The organism is Streptomyces fuscigenes (assembly GCF_021556455.1).
GTDB classification, from domain to species: domain Bacteria; phylum Actinomycetota; class Actinomycetes; order Streptomycetales; family Streptomycetaceae; genus Streptomyces; species Streptomyces fuscigenes.
In genome coordinates, this window is record NZ_JAKGCV010000002.1 from 19,569 (window position 1) to 43,954 (window position 24,386).

The following is a 24,386-nucleotide window of genomic DNA, read 5'->3' on the forward strand; positions in this document are numbered from 1 at the left end:
GCGCCACCCGGTCACATGGCTTCCTTGATTCCCCGACGGATCAGCCATGCGTTGACCGGCCAAGCGGTGAAAGAGGCCCGCCGCCCTCCCGATCTGCGTCAAGAACCAGTAGGCGGCCGCATCGGGATGCAGATGATCGGGGGCGGAAAGAACACGAAGAACATCAACGCCATCCAGCCGAACAGTCCGACCTCGAAGGCACTCAGCGACAGCACGTCGGCCTTGAGCGCCTCCACCAGGCCGCGTCGCAATCCCAGTCCCCGCATCGGGGCGATCGCGAGATACTGGAAGACGACCCCCAGCAGCAAGGCGAGGACGTGGTCGCCGATGCACTCCGCCGTCAACGCCACCCCCGCGACCGTCGCCCCCAGCCCGAAAGACCACGAACTCCGCCACGATGTCTCCCAGCGTGCAACCGGCCCCGCAGTGCGACACCCCCACCGCGGTCACGGCGCAGCCCGGCTTGGTCGGAGCGTCGCCGTGCTCCTGCCGCCGGCGATCGGAGACGGGACCGCCCCACGCACCACACCACCGGCCTCACGGCGAGTCGTTCAGGTGACGAATGACTGCGGCAGAGAGGGCCGTCCTGGATCGACCGATCAGCGGGCCGCCCGGTCTTCCCGCGTCACCGCGTGGCAGGCACGGAGGGCGTTGTGTACAGACTGGTGGGTGATCCATCCGGTGATGCGGCCGCGGGTGGGGTCGAGGACGGGCAGGCCCGCGCCCTCGGCGGTGACGAGCGCTTCGAGGGCGTCGGGCCGCTCGGTGAACGCCCGGCAGAGCCCAGTGGCCCTCGTAGAGGTCCAAGCAGAACGCGGCCGGTGGCCACACTCACGATGTCGCCGGTGCAGGGCTGTGGCCGCGTCCCTCGGGGTGGGCATCGTGGCCGGTGCGACGGTCGCGCAAGGCACCTGTACGGGCGCAGGGTGGCCACGATGGGTAAGGACCACAGGGAGACAGGCAAGCCGTCCCGGCACGCCGACGCGACAGTGTGGCCGAGCATCACTATATGGGGACGGCAGTGCGAAGCACACGCAGGTGGATGGCGGACCTGGCACATCGGGCGCTCTATCCCAAAGCTACCCAGGGCGGGGCGGCGCGTGTCTCACATCAGTCCTGAGAAACCCGGGGAGTCCAGGGCAACTGCCAAGGAACATATAGTCGTTGCCTGGACCATGGAAAAGCAGGAAGGCGGAAACACCATGACCAACCCGTTCGAGGACCCGGAGGGACGCTTCCTCGTGCTGGTCAACGACGAGGGCCAGTATTCGCTTTGGCCTGTCTTCGCCGACGTGCCCGAAGGCTGGACCGTCGCCCACGACGAGGACACCCGGGCCGCCTGCCTGGAGTGGATCGAACGCACCTGGACCGACATGCGGCCCCTGAGCCTGATCGCCGCCATGGACGCCGTGCCGGACTCGGATTCCCGGGCCGAATGAGCGGGATCACCGTGGCACACCCGCCAGGCGCCGCCGGTTCCGCCCTGGAGCAGGAAGCCCACGACCTCAGGGCGCAGGTCGAGGGGTTGCGCGCGCATCTTGACCGGCTGCCCCCGCGCCCGGAACGCACAGCTGCCCAGCGCGGCAGCGCACGCCGACTTCTGTCCCAAGCACGAGTCAGCCGCGAGGAGTTCCTCCGCCGGCACGTCCGCGAGGTCTACGCCGTCCTCACCGAGGACCTCAGCCGCACGATGCGGGTGGCGGACCTGATCGCGGCGGCCGGCAGGCGCTACCCGGGCCTCGTTCCCACCGAAGCCGACATGGAAGCCGACCGGCAGCGGGAACGGCGAGGCAAGGAGGGGTGGGAGATCGATCAGGGCATCTTCGTGGCCCATGTCCTCGACGACCGCACCAGTGGACGCCACCTGCTGCACTCCATGACCCGGCCGCGCCAGCGGGCCGTGGAGATCCTCGACGAATTCCGCCGACGCGACACGGTGGACCTCGGCCCGATCGCCGTCCACCACGAGAAGGGCATCGGTCACGTCACATTTCAGAACCACCGCTACCTCAACGCCGAGGACAACGCCTCCAATCAGGCCCTGGAGACGGCCGTCGACCTGGTGCTGCTCGATGACCGCATCGACATCGGCCTCCTGCGGGGCGGAGTCGCCACCCACCGCAAGTGGGCGGGCCGGCGGGTCTTCGGCACGGGTATCAACCTGACGCACTTCCGGCAGGGGCGCATTTCGTTGGTCGAGTTCTTCCTCGACCGGGAACTCGGCGCGATCAACAAAATGTACCGAGGCCACTCCGGGTCCTTCACCGGCGAGGCCGAACCGCGAAGCGTCCGGGAGAAGCCTTGGATCGCGGCCGTCGACGCTTTCGCGATCGGCGGGGGCTGCCAGTTCCTGCTCGTCATGGACCATGTCGTGGCCCAGCGGGACGCTTACGTGAACCTGCCCGCTGGGCGTGAAGGCATCATCCCGGGTTGCGGTGTGCTCCGCCTGCCTCGTTTCATCGGCGAGCAACCCGCCCGGCGGACCGTCCAGTTCAACCTGGACATCCCGGTGGACAGCCCAGAGGGGCGTCTGATCGTGTCCGAGGCGGTGCCCGCGGCTGAGATCGACAGCGCGGTGGGCCGGGCAGTGAAGGGGCTGCGCGCCACGGGGATCGGCAGCATCCTGGCCAACCGACGGGCTCTGCGGATATCCGTCGAACCGCAGGACACGTTCCGCAGTTACATGGCCAACTACGCTCGCGAGCAGAGCTATTGCGCCCACGGTCAGGCCTTCGGTGACGATCTGGAGGCGTCCGGGCACGCCGACGTTCTGATTCCCGGCTGACTTCGGGCGACGACCGAAGCCCGGTGCCACGACGGCACCGGGCTCACAGCGCGGAAGTGTGTCTCACGCGGGGTGGCCGCCGCCAGGGGGTCCCAGCGCCGCCGCGAGCGACTGCGCGATGCCGGCGACGTGCGGGGGAAGCAGCATGTCCTCGTGCCGGCACGCGATGCTGTCCTCCGTGATCGTCCCCTTCACATGGGGTGACCAGGCACCGGCGGCCGTAAGCGCCGGCGGCCTGCTCAGCAGCGCGGTGAACGCGAGAACGTCTCCCTCGAAGACCCCGGGAACGTGTGTGTGGCGCGCTCTGCGCGCGATCCTGTAGTCGCGGTGCATGGCGCGCAGGGACCGCTCGGTGATGTCCGCCAGAGGGTGGTCGCCTGCCCGCAGCCGGTCCCTGAGCCACCGGGGTGACAGGGCGTCGGTCTCCTCCGGCAGGACCGGCACCCCGAGGGAGCCGGCGAGATCCACGAGGAGGGCGGTGTCGTCCGCCTCGCCTTCGCCGTCGGCCTGTGCACCGGGGTAAGCGTCCAGCAAGCCGAGCAGACTGACTCGCTCACCCTGCTGCTGGAGCTGGACAGCCATGGCGTGGGCGTTGACCCCGCCGAAGGACCAGCCGAGCAGCCGGTAGGGGCCGTGCGGCTGGATCCCGCGTATCTGGCGTATGTAGTCCGCGGCGATCTGCTCGACAGTCTCCGGCACCGGTTCGTCTTGGGCTATCCCTCGGGCCTGGAGGCCGTACACACGCTGTTCGGCCGGGAGATACGGCAGGAGACGTGCGTACGCCCAGCTCAGTCCGCCGGCCGGTGGGACGCAGAACAGCGGGTCTCCCACTCCCCTGTCCCTGATCGGCATCGGTGTGACGAGAGTGGACGCACTGGGTGCGGCGCCCATGCGGGTGGTGAGCTGGGCGACGGTGGGTGCTTCGAAGAGGGTGCGGACCTCGATGCCGGCGCCGAGGGTGCTCCGGATGCGACTGACCAGGCGGGTGGCGAGCAGCGAGTGGCCGCCCAGTTCGAAGAAGTGGTCGTCGATACCCACCCCATCCATCCCGAGGACGTCGGCGAACAAGGCGCACAGGGCCTGCTCCGTCGTCGTACGGGGTGCCCGCGAGGTGGCGGCCGCCCTCACCTCCGGAACCGGCAGAGCCCGCCGGTCCAGCTTGCCGCTCGGCGTCGACGGAAACGCCTCCAGCACCACAAACGCGGAAGGAACCATGTAGTCGGGCAGAGTCCGCGCGACGAATCCCCGCAGGTCCGCGGGGTCGAGGACCGTTCCGGGCACGGGGCGGACATAGGCGGTCAGACGTCTGTCGCCGGGCCTGTCCTCGCGGACGACGACGGCGGCCTGGGCGACACCGTCGTGCCGGTCGAGGGTCGACTCCACCTCGCCCAACTCGATGCGGAAGCCCCGGACCTTGACCTGGTCGTCGGCGCGTCCGACGAACTCCAGCTCTCCTTCCCGGTTCCATCGCACGAGGTCTCCCGTGCGATACATCCGCTCGCCCGGCGCGTCGAAGGGGCAGGCGACGAATCGCTCGGCGGTTACCCGCGGGCGGTTCAGGTACCCGCGTGCGAGAGCTCTGCCTCCGAGGTACAGCTCGCCTGTCACCCCGGCGGGTACGAGGCGCAGTCCCGGGTCGAGCACGTAGGCCCGGGTGTTGGCAAGTGGCGTGCCGATCGGGAGGGCAGAGGACGGGTGAGCCGCGTCCTCGGAACGGATCCGGTGGCGGGTGGCGAGGACGGTGGCCTCGGTGGGTCCGTAGAACACCAGCATGCGGCGGCCGGCGGCCCACGGCCCGACGAGGGAGGGCGGGCACGCCTCGCCGCCGACGGTCAGAGTTCGGACGCCGTCGAGGGACAGGTCGGGGGCGGCGGCGAGGACGCTGGGCTGCAGGAAGGCGTGGGTGACCCGTTCCTCGGTGACCGTCTCGGCCAGCCCGTTCGGCCCGGACACGGTGCGCAGGCTCACGACCAGTGTCGCGCCGGACAGCAGGGCCCGGCAGATCTCCGCCGTCGACGCGTCGAAGCTGAGCGAGGCGAAGTGCAGGACGCGGCTGCGCGGTCCGATGTCCAGTAGTTCCCGCTGCGTTGTCGCGAAGCCGGAGATGCCGCGGTGGGTGACCTGGACGCCTTTGGGGCAGCCGGTGGATCCGGAGGTGTAGATGACGTACGCGGGGTGCGCGGGCAGGAGCGGAGCGAGGCGTTCGGCGTCCGTGATCTCGGCCGGTGAGGCACGGTCCAGGGCCTCCTGGATGGCGGGGTCGTCGAGCAGGATGTGCGGGAACTCGGCGATGCGGGGCAGCCCGCCGGCGACTTCGCCGGTGGTGACCGCGAACAGTGGCCTCGCGTCGTGCAGCATGAACGCGAGGCGCTCGGCGGGGTAGTCGATGTCCAGGGGCAGGTAGGCGGCTCCGGCCTTGCTGATGGCCAGCAGCGCCACGATCGCGTCGACGGACCGGGGCAGCGCCAGGGCGACGATCCGCTCGGGTCCCGCGCCGCGGGCCATGAGCAGTCGGGCGAGCCGGTTGGCCCGGGCGTCGAGCTGACCGTAGGTGAGCCGGGTGCCCGCGAAGACGACCGCGGTGGCGTGCGGATCCCTCAGGACCTGTGCCGTGAACAGGTCCGGAAGGGCTCGCACGGGGACGTCGTCACGCGTTTCGTTCCAGCTCGTCAGAAGAGTGCCGCGTTCCTCGTCGGACAGGATCTCGATGGATCCGATGCGGACGTCGGGGTCGTCCGCCACCGCCTCCAGTACGCGCAGCAGCCGTGTCGTCATCGCCTCCGCGGTGCGCCGGTCGAACAGCTCGGTGGCGTACTGGAGGACTCCGTCGACGCCGTCGGGGCGACCGTCGGGGGTGTGGTGCTCGACGAGACTGAGCGACAGGTCGAACCGGGCCGCCGTGCGGGGGCCCGGCAGTTCTTCGACCACCGCCCCGGGCAGGCTCAGCCCGGATCGGGTGGTGTTGTCCAGGGAGCACATCACCTGGAAGAGCGGGTGCCGGGAGACCGAGCGCTCGGGGTTCAGGATCTCCACCAGCCGCTCGAACGGCAGGTCCTGGTGGTCGTAGGCCGCCAGATCCGTCCGCCGGACCCGGGTGAGGAGCTCCGCGAAGCCGGGGTCCGAGGACAGGTCGGTGCGCAGCACCAGCATGTTGACGAACATCCCGACGATGTCGTCGAGGGAGTCGTCCCGGCGTCCGGCCACGGGTGTGCCGATCGGGATGTCGGTGCCCGCGCCCAGCCGGGAGAGCAGTACGGCGAACGCCGCCTGCATGATCATGAACAGGCTCACCTGGCGGGAGCGGGCGAGCTGGACCAGCCGGGCGTGCAGGGCCGCCCCGATCGCCACCTGGGCGCTCGCACCCGCAGAGGACGGGACCGGGGGCCGCGGCCGGTCCGTGGGGAGGTGCAGGCCGTCGGGAAGTCCTGCCAGATGCTCGCGCCAGTAGGCGACTTGGCTGCCGACCGGGCTTCCCAAGTCGTGCTGTGAGGCGAGGCATTCCTGCTGCCACAGAGCGTAGTCGGCGTACTGGAGCGGCAGTTCGTCCCAGCCGGGCTGCCTGCCGTCAGTGCGGGCCAGGTAGGCATCCCCCAGGTCGCGCAGGAGGGGCAGCATGGACCAGCCGTCGCCGGCGATGTGGTGCAGCACCAGGACCAGCACGTGATCCGTGGGCGAGAGCGCCAGCAACACGCAGCGCAGAGGGGGTTCGGCGGTGAGGTCGAAGCTGTGGGCGAAGGACCGCGCGATCGCGGCGTCCACCGTGTCCGCCGTCACGGCACGTTCCGGCAGGTCGGGGCGGGCCTGTTCGGGGGGCAGTATGTGCTGGTGCGGCCCGTCGGCGGTGTCGGGGAAGACCGTGCGCAGACTCTCGTGCCGGCGGACCACGTCGGCCAGCGCGTCCCGCAGGGCCGTGGTGTCCAGGTCTCCTCTGATCCGGTACGCGGAGGGCATGTTGTAGGTGGGGCTGGGCCCCTCCATCCGGTCCATGAACCAGAGGCGCCGCTGCGCGGAGGACAGCGGCAGGAGCCGCGGCCTCGGCCTGCGGACCGGGCGCGGCAGAGCGCGGCCGCCCGCCGTGTCGATGCGGGTGGTGAGCTGGGCGACGGTGGGTGCTTCGAAGAGGGTGCGGACCTCGATGCCGGCGCCGAGGGTGCTCCGGATGCGACTGACCAGGCGGGTGGCGAGCAGCGAGTGGCCGCCCAGTTCGAAGAAGTGGTCGTCGATACCCACCCCGTCCATGCCCAGGACGTCGGCGAACAGGGCGCACAAGGCCTGCTCCGTCGTCGTACGGGGTGCCCGCGAGGTGGCGGCCGCCCTCACCTCCGGAACCGGCAGAGCCCGCCGGTCCAGCTTGCCGCTCGGCGTCGACGGAAACGCCTCCAGCACCACGAACACGGAAGGAACCATGTAGTCGGGCAGCAGCGCTGCGCTGTGGGCCCGCACATCGGATGTCAGCTGATCTCCGTCGGAGCCCTGCGCTTCGCCCGCGACGGTGAGATAAGCGACCAGGCGCTTGTCGCCGGGCCGGTCCTCGCGGACCACGACCGCGCTCGCGGACACCGCCGGATGCCCGGTGAGCGCGGCCTCGACCTCACCCGGCTCGATCCGGAAGCCGCGGATCTTGACCTGGTCGTCGACGCGTCCCAGGTACTCCAGTGTCCCGTCGGCGCTCCACCGTGCCAGGTCGCCGCTCCGGTACATCCGCCGCCCCGGCGGCCCGTAGGGATCGGCCACGAACCGGCCCGCGGTGAGCCCGGGACGTCCCAGATATCCGCGGGCAAGGCCGGCTCCCGCCACGTAGATCTCTCCCGGCACTCCGGGGGGACAGGGCTGGAGGCTCTCGTCGAGCACGTACACCGTGAGGTCCCGGATGCTCTGCCCGATCGCGCCGACTGCCGCCGCCCCGCCGGTGCGGCCCCGCAGCTCCTGGTAACTGACATGCACCGTCGTCTCGGTGATGCCGTACATGTTCACCAGGAGCGGCTTCCGGTCGCCGTGCCGCTCCTGCCAGTCGGCAAGCCGTTGGACGTCGAGGGCCTCACCGCCGAACACTGCGACGCGCAGCACCAGTTGGGCGCTCAGCTCCGGATCCTGCGCGTCGGCCCGGGCCAGCTGGTAGAACGCCGAGGGCGTCTGGTTCAGCACCGTCACCTGCTCACGTGCCAGCAGCGCGAGGAAACCGGCCGGCGAGCGGGCGACGTCGACGGGCACCACCACCAACCGTCCGCCGTGGAGCAGGGCGCCCCACATCTCCCACACGGAGAAGTCGAACGCGAAGGAGTGGAACCACGCCCACACGTCGGACGCGTCGAACCTGAACCAGTGGCTCGTGGCGCCGAACAACCGGAGCACACCGGTGTGCGGCACCAGGACGCCCTTCGGGCGGCCGGTCGATCCGGAGGTGTAGATCACGTAGGCCGGGTGCGACGGCAGCAGGGCGGCGGTACGCTCCTGGTCGCTCACGTCGGCGCCCGGGAGCGCGGCCAGGCGCGCCACGGTCTCCGCCGCGTCCAGGACCACGGCCGGCAGCCCACGGCCGGGCGCGACCGTGCCGCCCGATGTCACCACCATCGCGGGGTCCGCGTCCCGCAGCATGTGGACTACCCGGCCGGCCGGGTAGTCGGGATCCAGCGGCACGTACGCCGCGCCGCTCTTGAGCACGGCCAGCAGCGCCACCGCCAGCTCCGCGGAGCGGCGCAGCGACACGGCGACCCGGGTCTCGGGGCCGGCGCCACGCTCCACGAGCAGGCGCGCGAGGCGGTTGGCGCGGGCGTTCAGCTCGCCGTAGGTGATCCGCGTGCCGTCCGCGTCCACCACCGCCGGCGCGTGCGGGCTCGCGGCGGCCCGGTCCTCGAACCGCCGGGGAAGTGTCCCTGCCCGCGCGATCCCTGCAGGGACCTCCTCGTGCGGCTTGCGGACTCTCCGCCACTCGTCCCCGGACAGCAGGTCGATGGAGACGACCGGCACCTGGGGGTCGGCCGCAACTGCCTCCAGCAGCCGTACGAGCCGGGTCAGCATCGCTTGCGCCGTACCCGGGTCGAACAGGTCGGTGGCGTAGGTGAGGACGGCGTGGATCCCGGCCGGGCGTCCTTCGATGTCCGGGCGCTCGTCGAACTCGAAGTTGAGGTCCGTGTTGGCGACCGGCTGTTCGATGAGACAGTGCCGTGCATCCACTCCGGGAAGGTCCAGGCCCGTCACGTCGTTGTTCTGCAGCACCACCATCACCTGCGTCAGCGGATGGCGGGCCATCGAGCGGGCCGGGGCCAGCTCCTCGACCAGTCGCTGGAACGGCACGTCCTGATGTCCGAGGGCGCCCAGGCTGCGCTCCCGCACGCGTGCGAGGAGCTCGGCGAAGGAGGGCCGGCCGGACAGGTCGGTCCGGATGACCAGTGTGTTGACGAAGAAACCGACGAGGTCGTCGAGCGCCTCGTCGGTGCGTCCGGCCACCGGCGTGCCGATCGGTATGTCGGTACCCGCGCCCAACCGGGACAACAGGCCGGCCACCGACGCCTGGAGCAGCATGAACAGAGTGACCCCGTGCTCGCGCGCCACCCGTGCCAGCCGGTCGTGCAGCACCGGGGAGACCGTCAGTGCCGCCCGGCCTCCCCCATGACTGGGCACCGCGGGGCGCGGACGGTCCGCCGGAAGCGTCAGTTCTTGCGGCGCGCCGTCCAGGGCGCCGCGCCAGTAGGCGAGTTGCCTGCTGTGGAGGCTGCCGGGATCGTCGGGCGAGCCGAGGAGTTCTCGCTGCCAGAGGGTGTAGTCGGTGTACTGCACGGGCAGCGGTTCCCATCGAGGCTCCCGGCCCTCGCTGCGCGCGGTGTAGGCGAGGGACAGGTCGCGCCACAAGGGCTTCAGCGACCAGCCGTCGCAGGCGATGTGGTGGATCACCAGGACCAGCACATGCTCCAGCGGGGTGATCTCCAGCAGCAGGGCGCGCAGCGGCAGGCCGGTCGCCAGATCGAATCCGGCGTGGGCGAACTCGGCCTGCGCCGAGGCCACTCCCTCCTCGGTGGTGCGGTCCCTGCGCAGTACGGGGCGGCCCTGCGGGCCCGGGACGATCTCCTGCACCGGCCCGCCGTCCCGTTCCGGGAACCGGGTGCGCAGGCTCTCGTGCCGGTCGGTCACGTCACCGAGGGCGGCTTCCAGCACGTCCGCTCTCAGCGGGCCCGCCAGCCGCACCGCCACCGGCAGGTTGTACGTCGCCGTGTCCTGGGTCCTGTCGACGAACCAGAGGCCGCTCTGTGCGGATGATGCCGGGATCACGACGGTTCCTTCGGGTGGGCCATGCGGCGGAGTGCGGGGCGGGGGGTGGAAGCGGGCGCGGCGGCCAGCCGGGCCGCCACCCCCGTGACGGTCGGTTCCTCGAACAGTGCCTCGATCATCAGCTCCGCGTGGAGTGCCGAACGGATCCGGTTGACGAGCCGGGCGGCCAGCAGCGAGTCGCCGCCCATGTCGAAGAAGTTGTCGTCGACTCCCACGGAGGGCACCCCGAGGACGTCGGCGAACATCTCGCACAGGAGCCGTTCCTGATGGTTGACGGGCTCCTTGCGCCTGGTGCCGGGCGCGGCACCGTACACCGGGGCAGGCAGCGCCTTCCGGTCCAGTTTGCCGTTCGGGGTCAAGGGGAAGCCCGCCACGGTCACGACGGTGGCGGGCACCATGTAGTCGGGGAGGACCTCCGCCACCCGCTCACGCAGTTCCGCCGTGCGCACCTGCGCTTCCGCGGCCGGCACCACGTAGGCGACAAGCCGTTTGTCCCCGGGCCGGTCCTCGCGTACGACGACGACGGCACGGCCCACCTCGGGCTGTCGCACGAGAACGGCCTCGATCTCGGCCGGCTCGATCCTGAAGCCGCGCACCTTGACCTGATCGTCCGCGCGCCCTGCGAAGATCAGCTGCCCGTCCGCACGCCACCGGACGAGGTCGCCCGTCCGGTACATCCGTTCCCCGGGCGGGCCGAAGGGACAGGCCGTGAACCGTTCGGCGGTCAGCGCCGGGCGCCCCAGGTAGCCCCGGGCCAGGCCCGCCCCCGCGAGGTAGAGCTCTCCCGTCGTGCCGGGCGGCACGGGCCGCACGGCGTCATCGAGGACGTACGCCCGCATGTTGTCCATCGGCCGGCCGATGGGGACACCCTCGTCGAGGCGCGTGCCGGACCCGATCCGGCCGCAGGTGGCGAACAGGGTGGTCTCGGTCGGACCGTACACGTCGAAGAGCACCGTACGGGGGTACTCCTCGCGCACGCGGCGCACGGCGGCGGCGGACACCACGTCGCCGCCCGTCCAGACCTCTCGCACCAGCCCGAAGAGGTCGTTTCCCTCCTCCGCGAGGCGGTTGAACAGACCAGCGGTCAGCAGGATCGCCGTCACGGCGCCGTCCACGACCGCGCTGCGCAGGGCCGCGGGGTCGAAGTCCCCGGGCGGCAGGACGACGACGGTGCCGCCGTTCAGAAGCGGCTGCCAGATCTCGTAGGTCGAGGAGTCGAAGGCGTGCGGGGCGTGCATGAGAACCCGTTGGTGATTGCCGCCCTCCCAGCGCCGGTCGGTGGCGAGTGCGACCACGTCCCGCTGGGTGATCGCGACGCCCTTCGGCACTCCGGTCGATCCCGAGGTGTACATGATGTAGGCGAGTTCGTCGGGGTGCACCCGCGGCCGCGGGGGGTGTACCGCGGATCCGTGGCCGCTCGCCCCGTCCAGCACCAGGACGTGCGCCCGATGCTCGAACTCCCGCCGCGCCATGGCGCGGTCCGTCACGAGGATCCGCGCCCCGCAGTCGGCCATCACCCGGGCGAGGCGGTCCGCGGGATGTCCCGCGTGCAGGGGGACATAGGCGCCGCCCGCCTTGACCACGGCCAGGGTGGCCACGACGAGTTCCGGGGAACGTTCGAGGAAGAGCGCGACGGGGGAACCGGGTCCGACGCCCAGCTCGGCGAGCCGGCAGGCCAGCTCGTCGGCCCGGCTGTCGAGTTCCGCGTAGGACAGCGGGCGGTCCCGGAAGACGACCGCCGGTGCCTGAGGTGCCGCGAGGACCTGCGCGGCGAATATCTCGGCGACCGTCCCCGGGCGCGGCGGCACCGCGGTGTCGTTCCACTCCTCCAAGACCCGCTGCTCCTCCGGGTCCCGCCGCCGGCCCTCTTCGGACGGCACGCCGGGGTCCCCGCTCCTGCCACCGGGGCCGTGGTGAGCCGCACTCCCCGGCCGCTGCGCCGGCAGGCGGGAGGAGTCCGCGTCCAGTGCGGCCACCACGTCCTCGGTGGTCGCCCGCAGGCGGTGTGCGAGGGCTTCGAGGTCGATCGCACCGGTCGCCTGGAGGACGAACACGAAGCCGGTCCCGGTGTCGTCCACGGACACGGTGAGGGGGTAGTTCGTCCGCTCGCTCTCCAGCAGGCGTTCGAACTCGGGGCGTGAGGTGTCGGGTGCCCGGGTCTCGTGACGGTAGTTGAACAGTGCCGTGAACAGCGGCGCCGGCGGCCGGACTCCGGCCGCGCGCTGGACCGCGGCCAGTGACGCGTGCTCGTGCACCAGGAGTTCGGCGAGCTGGGCCTGCATGGCGCGCAGGGCGTCCCGGATGCCCACGCCCCGCGTCCGGGCGCGTACCGGCAGGGTGTTGATGAACGGGCCGGGGACCCGGTCGGCACCCGCGCCCCCCTGCATACGGCCGAGCAGTACCGTGCCGAACACCACGTCGTCGCGACCACAGATGTCCGCCAGCACCCGTGACCACACCACATGGAAGAGCGCCGCCGGACTCGTTCCCGACTGCTTCGCGCGGACACGGACCTGTTCGGCGAGGCCCTGGTCCACGGCCTGCCTTAACTCGACGATGTCCTGGCCGTCGCCGCGGACGCCGAGCGCGCCGAACGGCACGGTCGGCTCGGTGACGTCGCCGAGGAGTTTCACGAAGTAGGTGTGGTGTTCCTCGGCCGGCATCGCGAGAAGTGCCTGTGCCACGTAAGTGCGGTAGGGCAGCGGCGCCGGCAGTGTCGCCGTCTCCCCCCGGATGATCGCCACCACCTCGTCCAGGACGACCTCCAGGGTGGTGTGGTCCTGGGTGATGTGGTGCAGCCGCAGCGCCAGGATCCAGTTGTCTCCCTCCGGCGTGACGAAGGCGTCCGCCAGCGGCGCCCTGCCGAGATCCATCGGCCCGTCGCTGACGGCCAGCAGCCGCCGCACGGCATCGGAGCCGTCCTGGGGCACCTCGACGACAGGCAGGGTCGCGTGCCGGTGGACCACCTGCACCGGGTGCGGCAGTCCCTTCCACGCCACGGATGTGCGCAGGATCTCGTGTCGGTCGATGACCAGCTGCCACGCCGTGAGGAAGGCGTCGAGGGCGGCGCGGGAAGCGAAGCGGAACACCTCCCGGACGACATAGGTGTCCCTGCCCCGGGCCGTACCGAGCTGATGGTGGTAGAGCAGGCCTTCCTGCAGCGGGGCCAGCGGATAGACGTCGGCGACGTTGGCGGCACCCCCGCCGATCCCCGCGAGCACCGAGTCGAGCTCCTCGGTGGACAGTCCGGAGAACGGGACCATTCCGGAGGTGACGCGCCGGGCGGACGGCGGGACGAGGCACGGCGGTACCTCGATCTCGGGCGGGGCTGCCGCTGCCGCCAGCCGCGCCACGCTCGGTTCCGCGAAGAGCGTCCGGACGTCGACCGGAGCACCTTGGGCCCGCAGCCGCTCCAGCAGGGCCACCGCCGACAGGGAGTCTCCGCCCAGGTCGAAGAAGCTCTCGTCGACGCCGACGTCGGGTATCCCGAGCACGTCGGCGAAAGCCCTGCACAGGATCTCCTCCCGTACGGTCCGGGGGCCGCCGCCGGCCGACGTGGCGTAGCGCGGCACCGGGAGTGCCCGGCGGTCGAGCTTTCCGTTGGCGGTGAGCGGCAGGGCGTCGAGAGCCACCGCGACCGCCGGCACCATGGAGGCGGGCAGCCGCTCGCGCAGGTGGGCGCGCAGAGCCGTGACGTCCGCGCTCGCGGGCACCACGTAGGCGACCAGGTGCTGCCGGCCCGGGAAGTCCTCCCGTACGACGACCGCTGCCTGGGTCACTCCTTCGTGGGCGAGCACGGCGGCTTCGACCTCGCCGGGCTCGATCCTGAAGCCGCGGAGTTTCACCTGCTCGTCCGCTCGTCCGACGAACTCGAGGGCGCCGTTCGCGGCCCACCGGACCAGGTCGCCGGTCCGGTACATCCTCTCGCGGGGATCGAAAGGACTGGCGACGAAGCGCTCGCTCGTCTGCCCGGGCCGGCCCAGATAGCCGCGGGCCAGGCCCGCCCCGGACGTGTAGAGCTCACCCGTGACCCCGACGGGCACCGGCCGCAGCCTGGAATCCAGCACATGGACGCGGGTGCCGGCGATCGGCCGGCCTATGGGGACGGTCCTCCCGGCTTCGGTCACCGTGTGGGTGGTGGTGAAGGTCGTGTTCTCGGTCGGGCCGTAGCCGTTGATCAGCCGGGTGGCGGGCAGCCGGTCCAGCACGGTCCTGCAGCGTGCGGGCGAGAGCACGTCACCGCCCGCGAGGAGGCACCGCACCCCGGAGAGCACCTCGACATCGGCGTCGACGACCTGATGGAACAGTCCGGCCGTCAGCCACAGCACGCTGACCCGGTGCCGCCGCAGGAAGTCGCCCAGCACGGGAAGGGAGACCGGCCCCGTGGGAGGGATCGCCAGGGTGGCGCCGTTGAGCAGAGCACCCCAGATCTCGAAGGTGGCCGCGTCGAACGAGACGGATGCCAGCAGGGCCACGACATCGTCGTTCCCGACGAGTCCGTACGAGACCTCACGCGCCAGCCGGGCCACCGCCCCGTGCGTCACGACCACCCCCTTCGGAGCCCCCGTCGATCCCGACGTGTGGATGACGCAGACCGGATGGTCCGCAAGGACGGCCGCCTCGTGAACGGGGGTGGCGTCGGTGTCCGTGATCAGGGCGTCGTCGACGACCAGCCGGCCGGGAAGCGCCGCGCTGGGCCCGCACAGCACCAGCACCGGATCGCTGTCGGCGAGTACGGCCGCGATCCGCCCTGCGGGATATCCGGCGTCGACCGGTACGTACGCGCCGCCCGCCTTCACGATCCCGAGGAGGGCGACAATCAGCTCGACCGACCGGTCCATGACCACGGCAACCAAGGATTCCGGTCCCACCCCCCGGCCGGCCAGCACCCCCGCCAGCCGGCTCGACCGCGCGTCGAGCTCCTCGTACGTCAGGACCGTGTCCCCGCCCACTACAGCGACCGCATGAGGTGTGTCTGCCACAGCCCGCGCGAAGATCTCCGGCACGGTCGCCGGAACGACATTCCGGGAAGTTTGGCTCCGTTCACCCGGGGCCGCAGGCCCGCCCGGCCGCGGATCCGGAGGCCGGGGCCTCGCAAGTGACCCCGGCGACGGCAACGCGGCAGGATGGGACGGGTCACTCACGTGGCGCCTCCTCGGAGCATCTCCTCGGCCTGTGAACACATGAACCGGACGACTGGCGGAATTCGTCGCGACCCGATGTGCCCTCTGCGGGTCCGGCTTCCGGTGCAGTGAAGTGCTGACCGCGCTGATCACCACTACGGAAGACCGTGCCTGCCGCATCATCATTGCCCACCCCTGCCGGACTGAATACCTCATGGGCCGAGGTCCGGCCCGCTCTCGCGGACTGCCTGACGTGGTGGCCCGGGGATCTTGTCCGAGCGGACCACGCCGCTTCAGGGGATGTCGGCACCCGGCGCCGTATGTCCGCGCGATCCTGGCGGGAGCGAGATCCCTCACCGCGATCGCCGAGCGGGCCGCTGACGCCCTCGCTCCCTGCTGCTCCACCGTGGAGCCGGCCGCGCGACCGGACCGGCCCCGCCAAGCGCGAAGTTGGGCGACCACGGGCCAGGTCTTGCAGCGAATCGACGGCGACGCGGTGGACGCGGCCATGAGCGGCTGGCTCGCCGGCCACGCGACGGCCGGTCCCGCTGCCGGGAAGGAACTGCCTTCCCGCCCGGTGCGAGCAATGCGCGCGGAGGACTGCCATCCTTGCGCGGTGCTCCGCACGTCGACGGCTGCTGCGTCCACCCGATCCCGGCCCTGCGCAACGGCGGCATTGTGCCGGCCCAGCGTGAGGTCGACGCCGAGTACAACGAAATCACCGCGTTCCAGAGCCTCAGTTGCGGCCCGCGACAGCAACCCCCACCGACGTTGAGGATCGCGCCTGTGACTCCCGTCCATCCGCAGGGGCAACGAGGCCGCCGCCCACAGAATGTCCAAGACAAGGCCCTGTCCACGCCGCCCCCGCACCCGCCGGGCGGCTTCCCTCGGATCGCGGCACCGCCGGTCAGCCAGTGGTCCGGCAGACTCCACCGGGGACGGCGTCGCGGCGCACCTTCAGTTGCTCTCCGGCTCGTTCATCCTCCGGGAGGAGGCCACAGGCGCTGAGAGCAAGACGCCTCCGGTCCTCAACGGCTGCTGGAATCACGCCGTGCGGTGCGCCAGCCAGTCATTCAGCGTTCATCACAGCGGGAACGTTGACCTGGAGGTGGATGAACTCATACATGCTGTAGTCGCTGTAATCGGTCATCGCGAGTTCCTCGCCGACCCGATCGGCGGGCACCCCCCTGTCGCGGGCGCTCCGGGCGAGGGCGACCAGCTTCTCGATGTAGGCGATCGAGTGCAGGATGTCGGCACGGTGCATGGTGCGGCCATGGCCCGGCACGACAACGGTGTCGTCGTCCAGAGTTTCGTAGAGGCGCCGGTAGGTGGCCAGCGACTCACCCGCTCGTCCCTCCAGCAACCACGGGATGGCCGGGGGCGGCGCCTGAAGCATGTTCCCCACGAAGGCGATGTTGTCCTCACGCGCACGGATGACCAGGTCGCCGTCGGTCTGGCAGTAGCCGATGTGCTCGATGTCGACATGCTTTCCTCCCAGGTCGAGGGAGCACGACCGGGAGATCGTCAGGTCCGCCGAGCGGGCCACCACCTCCTCGATGCCGACGTTCGCGCCGAGCAGGTCGATCATGAACCGACGGTCTTCCTCGAACCGGTCGTCGATCACCCGCTTGGTCGCCTCATGCTGGATGATCACCGTTTGCCCGGGGAAGGTGAAGTTTCCGAAACAGTGATCGCCATGGAAGCTGGTGTTGACCAGGAACCGGATGGGCGACGACGTCACCTTGCACACCTCGCCGATGACCTGGGAGGCCAACCGGCCGTTGCTCAGCGATTCGACGACCAGCACACCCGAATCGCCGACAACGAAGCCGGCGTTGGTCGCGGTGTGGTCGGTCTCGTCGACGTCGGCCGCCATGACCGCGTACACGCCGCCGGCCAGCTCGCGGGCGCGCATGCGGACATCGGGGAGTTCGAAGGGCTTGCTCTTCTGTTGCATGATCCTTTTCCCCTCTGGAAGCCACGCCGTCCGATCGGCATCAGAGCTGCCGGCTCCGTACCGGCCCCGTCCCCTCTCACCCTCACACGGTCCCGTCGCATCAGCGAGGCGGCATGGGGCCCTGCCGCGGCCGGGCCCCTTCGCAGCCCCCTTCCCGACCGAGCGCGTGTCGGCGCGCGGTGCGCGCAGCGTCCGATCGCTGGTCATCAGGACGTGGCGAAGCCCCTGCGCAGGACCGTGACGGCGAGGGTGAGCGCGGCCCGTGCGGCGTGGGTCTCGCTGAGGGCGTCGAGCATGGCGAAGTCGTGGACGGCGCCCTGACAGCGCACCGCCGTCACCGGGACGCCCGCCGCGCGCAGCTTGTTCGCGTACGCCTCGCCCTCGTCGCGCACCACGTCGGCCTCACCGGTGACGACGAGGGCTTCGGGCAGGCCCCTCACCTGCTCCGTCGTGGCGCGCAGCGGGGACGCGGTGATCTCGGCGCGCCGCGCGGGGTCGGGCGCGTACTGGTCCCAGGCCCACTGCATACCCTCCCGACTGACGTAGTAGCCCTCGGCGAACTGCCGGTACGAGGCCGTGTCGAAGGCCGCGTCGGTCACCGGGTAGAACAGCACCTGCCGTACGAGGGGTACGTCCCCTCGCTCCTTGGCCATCAGCGTCAACGCGATGGCCATGTTCCCGCCGACCGAGTCGCCCGCGACGGCGATGCGCGCGGGATCGAGCCGCTGCTGCCCTCCGTGCCGGACGATCCACCGCGCCACCGTGTAGTTCTGCTCGATCGCGACCGGGTAACGAGCCTCCGGGGCCAGGCTGTACTCCGGGAAGACGACGGCTGCGCCGGACCCGACGGCAAGCTCGCGCACCAGCCGGTCGTACGTGCGGGCGTTGCCGAAGGCCCAGGCCGATCCGTGGATGTAGAGGAGGACGGGGAGCACGCCGGTTGCCCCTTTCGGGCGGACGATCCGCACGGGAACGCTGCCGGCGGCGCCCTCGACGGCGATCCACTCCTCGTCGACGTCGGGCTTGGCCGCATCGGTCGTCTGCACCTCCTCCACCACGCGGCGACCCTCGGCAAGGGGCAGCTCGAACAGGAAGGGCGGATGGGAGGTGGCTTCGGCGAAGGCCGCCGCGGCGGGTTCCAGGACGGGGACCTCGGGGCCTGCGGCGGCACTCTCGGCCATGACGTATCTCCTTCGACGTTGGCGCGGTCTCCCTGCCGACGCAGCGAAACCTGGCACGTTTCATTGGTTGCGAGTCAAGGGGGCGTGGTTCGTGCTCCGTGAGCACGAAAGTGTTCCAAGCAGGTGGGCAACGCTCTCGATTTGGGTCGTGGCACCCTGACACTGATGCCGCGGTGGCGGCGGATCTCATCCGCTGAAGCCGGCGCTGGCGACGAACACACCGCGAAGCCTCGCCCGTGCCGATGCGGGCGCGGTCGTGGTTCGCCGTGGGCGTGGACGAGGGGGTTCCGTCGCGACCGGGCCCGCCCTGTGCATGCCCTTGGGGGGAACGCCCGGGTTCGCAGCCGCGGCGCGGCCGAACCGCCGATGCCGTGCGGCGTCCCCCGCGCTGATGCTGCTCGTCCGTGCCCTCTCAAGGGCGGAGGGGCCGGTCCGTCTTCGCTGTACGCCGAAGAGGCTCATGCGTCCGTGGTGCCGGAGCGGGTGCGCTGGTAGTGGCGCGCGGCCCGGGCCCGGTTCCCGCAGAGGTTCGCCGTGCACCACATGCGCCGCTTCGTCTCGGCCAGGAACAGCATGGAGCATTCGGGGTTGGCGCAGCGCCGCAGGCGGCCCATGCGTTCGGGGTCGGTGATCAGGGACACGGCTTCGCGGGCGACCGCGGCCATGGGGGCGTTGCCGCCCGCCTCGACATGCCAACGGGTCTCGGCCCGCGGTGCCGCGGCATCGGTCGCGATGCGGACGCTGGTGGGCACCGTCGCCGCGATGGCGTTGACATCCTCCACCGACGTCGCGTGGGCGGCCCGGCCCTCCAGGTGAGAGTCGAGGAGGTCCCGAACGGCGTTCCGCAGCCGTCGGGCGGTCAGGGGGTCCGGCGGCGGGCCGGCGGGCAGGCGGGCGGCCTGCGTCTGCCACCAGCGTGTCGCGGCGGCGGGGTCTGCCAGCAGATCCGTCCACGGCTCGGTGGTGGTCACGAGCGTGTCGGCGAAGTCCACGGCAATGGAGGGCTCGCCGCCCATGGGAAACCCCGCCCGCTGCATGTCGTCAAGTGAAGGACTAACGGTCACTGCGTGAGTGTACCCATAGATTCACATCCGGCGGCAAGTCATCAAACCCCCTCGATCAAAGGACGAAGTCACCCCAAGACGCCCGGCTTGCGCCGCGTATCTAACGCCTATAGCGTCTAGTTATCCGTTAGAACATGGATGGCGAAGCCAGCGGGCCCGCCGTCCCCTCAGCGAAGGGTGAAGTCATGCCTGCCATGCGCCACCGCCTTGTGGCCGTCGACGGCCTGAACGTGTTCGTGCGAGAGGCCGGAGACCCGGGCAAACCCACATTGGTGCTGCTGCCGGGATATCCCTCCAGCACCGCGGCCTACGTGCGTCTGATGGATCGCCTGGCCGACGACTGGCACGTCGTCGCCATCGACTACCCCGGCTTCGGGCCGTCGGACCCGCTGCCCGCCGACCCCACCTTCGACAAGCTCGCGGAAGTCACGGGCAAGGCGATCGACGCACTGGGCATCGGCGACTACGCCCTCTACATGTTCGACTTCGGCGCCCCGGTCGGATTCCGCATCGCCCTCGAACACGACCGGCGGGTCAAGGGGATCGTCTCGCAGAACGGCAACGCCTACGCCGAGGGCTTGGGACCCGCTGCCGCGGCGCTGACGGACTGGTGGCAGAACAAGGAGGCCGGTCAGGCCGCGATCGACGGTTTCGTCACCCTCGCCGGCACCCGCCTGCAGTGGGGTGCCGGCGTCCGCGACGCGGAACACGTCGACCCCGACCGGGCCGTGGCCGACCAGGCGGTCATCGACCTGCCCGGTCGAGCCGAGTACATGAAGTCCCTCCTGTGGGACTACCGCAACAACCCGCCGCTGTACCCGTCCTGGCAGGCCTGGCTGCGCGAGCGCCGGCCGGCGCTGCTCGCCATCTGGGGCAAGAACGACCCCTTCTTCATCCCGGCCGGCGCCGAGGCCTATGCCCGCGACGTTCCGGACGCGGAGGTGATCCTGGTGGACACCGGCCACTTCGCCCTGGAAGAAGAGGTCGACGAGATCGCGGCCCGCACCGGCGACCTCCTGCGCAAGGCCTTCGCCTGACCACCGCATGTCACCACACCGGTCGGCATCGCGGACGTGGCGGGCCGGCCGGCCGGAAGCCGATTTGACGTTCTCCGCGCTCTCCCCACTCTCCGTGGGCGATCGCCCTCCTTTTCACCGACCGCCCGGGCCATTGATCTCGGCCCGGGCGAGCCACCTCACCCAGTGTTGCGTTCCATCACTCCAAGGAGCACCCGATGACCTCGAATTCCGCACACCCGACCTACGTGGTCCATGGCGCGACCGGCGCCCAGGGCGCTCCGGTCGCCGCAGCTCTCGCCGCAGCCGGCAGGTCCGTGACCGCTCTGACCCGCGACCCCGAGGCCGTCGTGAACGGAGCGCAGCGCGTCGTGGCGGCCGACTACTCCTCCGCCGCCGACCTGACCGACACCTATCGAGGTGCCGAGGGGGTCTTCGTCCACCTGCCGGCGATGGCCGCGAAGGATGACCGAGAAAAGTTCGCCCACAACATCCTCGCCGCTGTCGATGAGGCCCGTCCGGAGCGCGTCGTGTTCTCCACCAGCGGCTTCCCCATCGATCCGGCCCGCGGCGGCGCATTCGCCACGCTCGCCGCCGGCCTGGCCGACAGCGGCGTGTCCTACGCGATCCTCGTCCCCGAGCTCTACCTCGAGAACCTCCTCATGCCGTTCATCATCGGCTCCGCCCGCGAACGCGGCGTCCTGCCCTACCCGATCAGGGCGGACTTCCCTGTGTCGTGGACCTCCCATCTGGACATCGCGGACACCGCTGTCGCGCTGTTCGACCGCACGGACGTGACCGGCGTCGTCTCCGTCGGCCAGTACCCGGCGATCACGGGCCCTGATCTGGCCGAGGCGTTCGCGTCACGGCTCGGCCGCGACGTGGTCTTCGACGAGATCAGCCCGGAGGAGTTCCGCACGTCGCTCGCCCCCCTGCTCGGGGAGCGCTCTGCTGCTGACATCGCTCGCAACTACCAGGCGATGAGCACGCTGTCCGGCCGCCCGATCGCGCCGGAGACCTCCGCCCAGAAGCTCTTGGGCGTCACCCCCCGCACCACAAGCCGATGGCTGGCCGACATCGGCATCTGAGTACTTCCCTGCAGTGAGCTGCCTTCTCCCACGCATGGCCGGTCCGGGTCGGCAGCACACCGGCGGTCACCACCGTGCCGGTCGGGTTCAACCGGTCCAGCAGGGGGGAGCAGAGGTGTCTCCCCGCTCTTTGCTCCGACCTCGCACCGGGCCGGCACGGTGGACTCCAGGGAGATGGGAGGCAGCAGTACGATCCGCGAGCCGACCGGCGGCCGTACCGGGCCTCGTCGAGAGCAGCCGGGCCCGGGCCGGAGCTGACGACCGTGAGCGGCCTTGCCGTCAGCGGATGGCGACGTCGCAGACGCGGCGCCGAGCGCCTGCCGCAGCGCCCGGTCGGCGAGGGTCCGCAAGAAGTCGTGGACCGACTTGGTCTCCATCGGGAGCCACGACATCGCCCGTGGAGGAGCGCAGGTGCGTCACTCGTGACCGTTGCCGCTCCTGGCAGCGGCTCGTGGGCGTGCCGCATCCATCGAAGTCGCCGGGGACACACGCGATCGCAGTTCGGAGTGAACGTCTCCAGCCTCGTCCGGCCAGCTCCCGGCAGCGCGGCGCACACTGCCGGCCGGATACCTCCACTGTGGCACGCCCCGCCCGCCGCCGATCCGACCGCAGCGAGCACATGGAACACGCGGCGGACCCGTCGGCGCCCCGACGGCGCACCGCGCGCCGCCCGACGCACCCGGCCCTACCGGATCGAGCACAACAGACCGGGCCGCAGCGGTTCAGCGCTTGAACTCCCGCTCCTCGATGCGGGTCTGGATGGTGCGGCCGCTCTCCCACGCGTTGGCGCCCGGCGCCACCTCGGGCGTGGCGATGTCGGAGCGGTTCTCGCGCTTGTGGGATGTCGAGATGCCGAGCCTGTCGTCCCGGGCCTGGATCATCTCCTGCGCGGCCTGCCCGTGCTCGGTGAAGCCCATCATCAGTTGCGGTATGCCGTAGGGGAAGTCGTCCCGGTCGTACTGCCAGGTGTGGAACGTCTTCCCGTACGTGGTCACGAGGTCCTCGAAGTAGGCGTGCTCGGCCAGGTCGGGGATGCCGGGGGCGGTGAGGCTGCCGGACTTCACCTCGTAGTGATGGCTGTGCCACAGCCGCTTCTCGTCAGCAGGCAGAGCGCGGAAGCGTTCCTCACTGATGATGTACTCGATGCCGATCAGCCGCGCGTCGGGCGCGTTGCGGTCGAAGATCACGCACTGGTGCAGGTCGTGCTGGAGATGGATGCAGAAATGGGTGGCCTCCACCTGCCGGCCCATGTCGTCGGCGTACATGTGGAAGCCGTTGAGGTACGTGCTCATCGCATCGAGGGGATATTTCGTCTGCATGGCGCCCGCCGCCATGTCGAGCGCCCGATGCTTGAGGGGATGCCCCTTGCCCACCTTGCTCATCGTGACCGCCTTGCGCCCCAGCAGGAGCCCGGCCGCGGCTGTCGCTCCGGCCGCGATGCCGACCCCGAGGGACGCGGCCGGTCCCCGGCCGGCCCCGCGCGGGCGGCGCGCGTTCTGTGTGAATGCCATGAGCGGCGGGTGCCCAGGGCCACGAGCCCGTAACGAGCCCACGCGGCCCACCCGCGCACCCAGGGCAAGCCCGCACGGACTCCCAGTGGACCAGGACGCGATCCCGGAGGCGGTGCGGCGCGTGCTGAGAGGGAGATCGCGCGGCCTCCGGGATCACGGTGGAAGGCGGCGGCGCGGGCCGCACGCCGACCGCGTCACCGCCGCCCGAGCTCCGCGCGCACTGCGCGCCCGAGTTGTGCCCGCAGGAACCGGACTGGTACCGGGCCACCCGGTCCGCGCGTCAGCTCCCACTGCTCGCGGTCCCGCTTCGTGAAGCCGTCGGGCGTGATGTCGTGCTGCCCTGGCGCCTTCAGTTCCAGGGAACGGTGATGCGTCGATGCGTCCCGATGTCCGAGAGTCAAGAATTTTGGATTGCGCATCGCCACGTCACCGCGACAGTCGACGCATTCCGCGAGCGAAGAGGGGCCGAGCTGACCACCTGAAAGGCAAAACAGCAGATCAGCGACCCTTGGCAACCGGCTCCAGAATGCACACGCACTCCATGTGGTGCGTCATCGGAAAGATGTGGCAGGTAGCAATAGTCTCCATAACTGCAGGTCAATGGCCATGCGCGACCGCTCCGGACCGATGCTTCGGCAGCCTGGAGCGTCAAACGAGCGTCACGGAGCAGAGGGTCGTCGGTCGTCCCGTCCGAACCAGATGCGCCCACAACGCCTCGACCTTCATCAGGAGAGCCAACGACACTGGCTAGTGAACCAAGTCACAGACGCCACTTGGGCGAGAGTCGTACTGGGCCGAAAGTTCCGCTGCCCTCGGGCCGACACCTAGCGGGAGGCGGCCGCCGGTGCGCCTGCCCCGGGCGCAGGCGCCCGCAGACGCAGCCGGACTCAGAGCGGTTGCGGTGCCGTGCTCTCGCCGATGTCCCGACCGAGACGTATGTCTCTGGGGACCTCGCGTCTCGGTCTTCCCCGTATCGGAGGGGGCCGAGGTAATCCCGTCCGGGCGCTCGGAACCATCACCGGACGGGCCCCGGCGGGTCTGGCCCCTCAGCGCGAGCCGGGCGTCGCGTACCAGCTGCCGCCGAGGAAGAGGCTCGCGGCGGCGGCCGCTGCATGCCCGTCGTACGCGCATGGTGGGGCAGTCGGGGGTACTGGCGGAGCGGCGCGGCCGGATCTGTCGTCCTTCTCGCGTGCGTTCACCGCGAGGGGCCGTCAAAGCACGACGGCCCGCCGGGCAGAATTCGTCCGCCTCGCGGCACCCCTTCCCCTCGACGGCCCGCCCGCCCAGTGAGCGGCACCGGCTCCAATACCCGAAGCCCGTCACGGCCACCCTGGCTCGCGCCGCCAACCCAGGGATCGGCGCTCGCAGGCGCACGCTGGAGGTATGGCATACGAG

At 70.8% G+C, this 24,386-nt stretch carries 11 protein-coding genes; 4 read left to right on the plus strand and 7 right to left on the minus strand.

Translation table 11 applies throughout. From position 1 onward, the window contains the following. Positions 1–98: 98 nt before the first annotated feature. The gene (locus L1885_RS00555) at positions 99–371 is read right to left on the minus strand and encodes a DUF4396 domain-containing protein (protein ID WP_268983427.1); all 273 of its coding nucleotides are present in this window, start codon (positions 369–371) and stop codon (positions 99–101) included. An 831-nt stretch (positions 372–1,202) separates the two neighbouring features. On the opposite strand from L1885_RS00555, the gene L1885_RS00560 reads away from it, so the two are divergent. Together L1885_RS00560 and L1885_RS00565 are read left to right on the plus strand one after the other, a co-directional pair. Then, complete coding sequence (locus L1885_RS00560) at positions 1,203–1,439, plus strand: MbtH family protein (protein ID WP_235794928.1); 237 nt, start codon at positions 1,203–1,205, stop codon at positions 1,437–1,439. Next, entirely contained in the window at positions 1,436–2,785 is a 1,350-nt protein-coding gene (locus L1885_RS00565; protein WP_235794900.1) for an enoyl-CoA hydratase/isomerase family protein, read from the plus strand. The genes L1885_RS00560 and L1885_RS00565 overlap by 4 nt, the downstream gene beginning before the upstream one ends. 63 nt (positions 2,786–2,848) lie before the next feature. On the opposite strand, the gene L1885_RS29060 is transcribed toward L1885_RS00565, so the two are convergent. From L1885_RS29060 to L1885_RS00590, 5 genes are all read right to left on the minus strand, one after another. Beyond that, complete coding sequence (locus L1885_RS29060) at positions 2,849–10,051, minus strand: non-ribosomal peptide synthetase (protein WP_235794901.1); 7,203 nt, start codon at positions 10,049–10,051, stop codon at positions 2,849–2,851. After that, positions 10,048–15,033, minus strand: a complete 4,986-nt coding sequence (locus L1885_RS00575; RefSeq protein WP_235794902.1) for a non-ribosomal peptide synthetase — start codon at positions 15,031–15,033, stop codon at positions 10,048–10,050. The genes L1885_RS29060 and L1885_RS00575 overlap by 4 nt, the downstream gene beginning before the upstream one ends. A gap of 1,210 nt (positions 15,034–16,243) precedes the next feature. After that, positions 16,244–17,131, minus strand: a complete 888-nt coding sequence (locus L1885_RS00580) for an MBL fold metallo-hydrolase (RefSeq protein WP_235794903.1) — start codon at positions 17,129–17,131, stop codon at positions 16,244–16,246. A 206-nt stretch (positions 17,132–17,337) separates the two neighbouring features. After that, positions 17,338–18,312, minus strand: a complete 975-nt coding sequence (locus L1885_RS00585) for an alpha/beta hydrolase (protein ID WP_235794904.1) — start codon at positions 18,310–18,312, stop codon at positions 17,338–17,340. A 458-nt stretch (positions 18,313–18,770) separates the two neighbouring features. Then, positions 18,771–19,376 (minus strand): CGNR zinc finger domain-containing protein, encoded by a 606-nt coding sequence (locus L1885_RS00590; RefSeq protein ID WP_235794905.1) that lies wholly within the window; start codon positions 19,374–19,376, stop codon positions 18,771–18,773. Positions 19,377–19,561: 185 nt separating this feature from the next. Between L1885_RS00590 and L1885_RS00595 the strand changes: the two genes are divergently transcribed. Together L1885_RS00595 and L1885_RS00600 are read left to right on the plus strand one after the other, a co-directional pair. Next, positions 19,562–20,413 carry an alpha/beta fold hydrolase gene (locus L1885_RS00595; RefSeq protein ID WP_235794906.1) on the plus strand — a complete coding sequence of 284 codons (852 nt, stop codon included), beginning with the start codon at positions 19,562–19,564 and terminating at the stop codon, positions 20,411–20,413. A 197-nt stretch (positions 20,414–20,610) separates the two neighbouring features. Continuing rightward, complete coding sequence (locus L1885_RS00600) at positions 20,611–21,480, plus strand: SDR family oxidoreductase (RefSeq protein ID WP_235794907.1); 870 nt, start codon at positions 20,611–20,613, stop codon at positions 21,478–21,480. 722 nt (positions 21,481–22,202) lie between these two features. Here L1885_RS00600 and L1885_RS00605 read toward each other — a convergent pair. Beyond that, positions 22,203–22,991 carry an OBAP family protein gene (locus L1885_RS00605; RefSeq protein WP_235794908.1) on the minus strand — a complete coding sequence of 263 codons (789 nt, stop codon included), beginning with the start codon at positions 22,989–22,991 and terminating at the stop codon, positions 22,203–22,205. Between the last annotated feature and the right edge of the window lie 1,395 nt (positions 22,992–24,386).

Excerpts from the sequence above, each read along its gene's own strand:
- L1885_RS00600 (WP_235794907.1), top strand. The coding sequence starts at position 20,611 with ATGACCTCGAATTCCGCACACCCGACCTACGTGGTCCATGGCGCGACC.
- L1885_RS00580 (WP_235794903.1), bottom strand. The coding sequence starts at position 17,131 with ATGCAACAGAAGAGCAAGCCCTTCGAACTCCCCGATGTCCGCATGCGC.
- L1885_RS00585 (WP_235794904.1), bottom strand. The coding sequence starts at position 18,312 with ATGGCCGAGAGTGCCGCCGCAGGCCCCGAGGTCCCCGTCCTGGAACCC.
- L1885_RS00595 (WP_235794906.1), top strand. The coding sequence starts at position 19,562 with ATGCCTGCCATGCGCCACCGCCTTGTGGCCGTCGACGGCCTGAACGTG.
- L1885_RS00565 (WP_235794900.1), top strand. The coding sequence starts at position 1,436 with ATGAGCGGGATCACCGTGGCACACCCGCCAGGCGCCGCCGGTTCCGCC.
- L1885_RS00605 (WP_235794908.1), bottom strand. The coding sequence starts at position 22,991 with ATGGCATTCACACAGAACGCGCGCCGCCCGCGCGGGGCCGGCCGGGGA.
- L1885_RS00560 (WP_235794928.1), top strand. The coding sequence starts at position 1,203 with ATGACCAACCCGTTCGAGGACCCGGAGGGACGCTTCCTCGTGCTGGTC.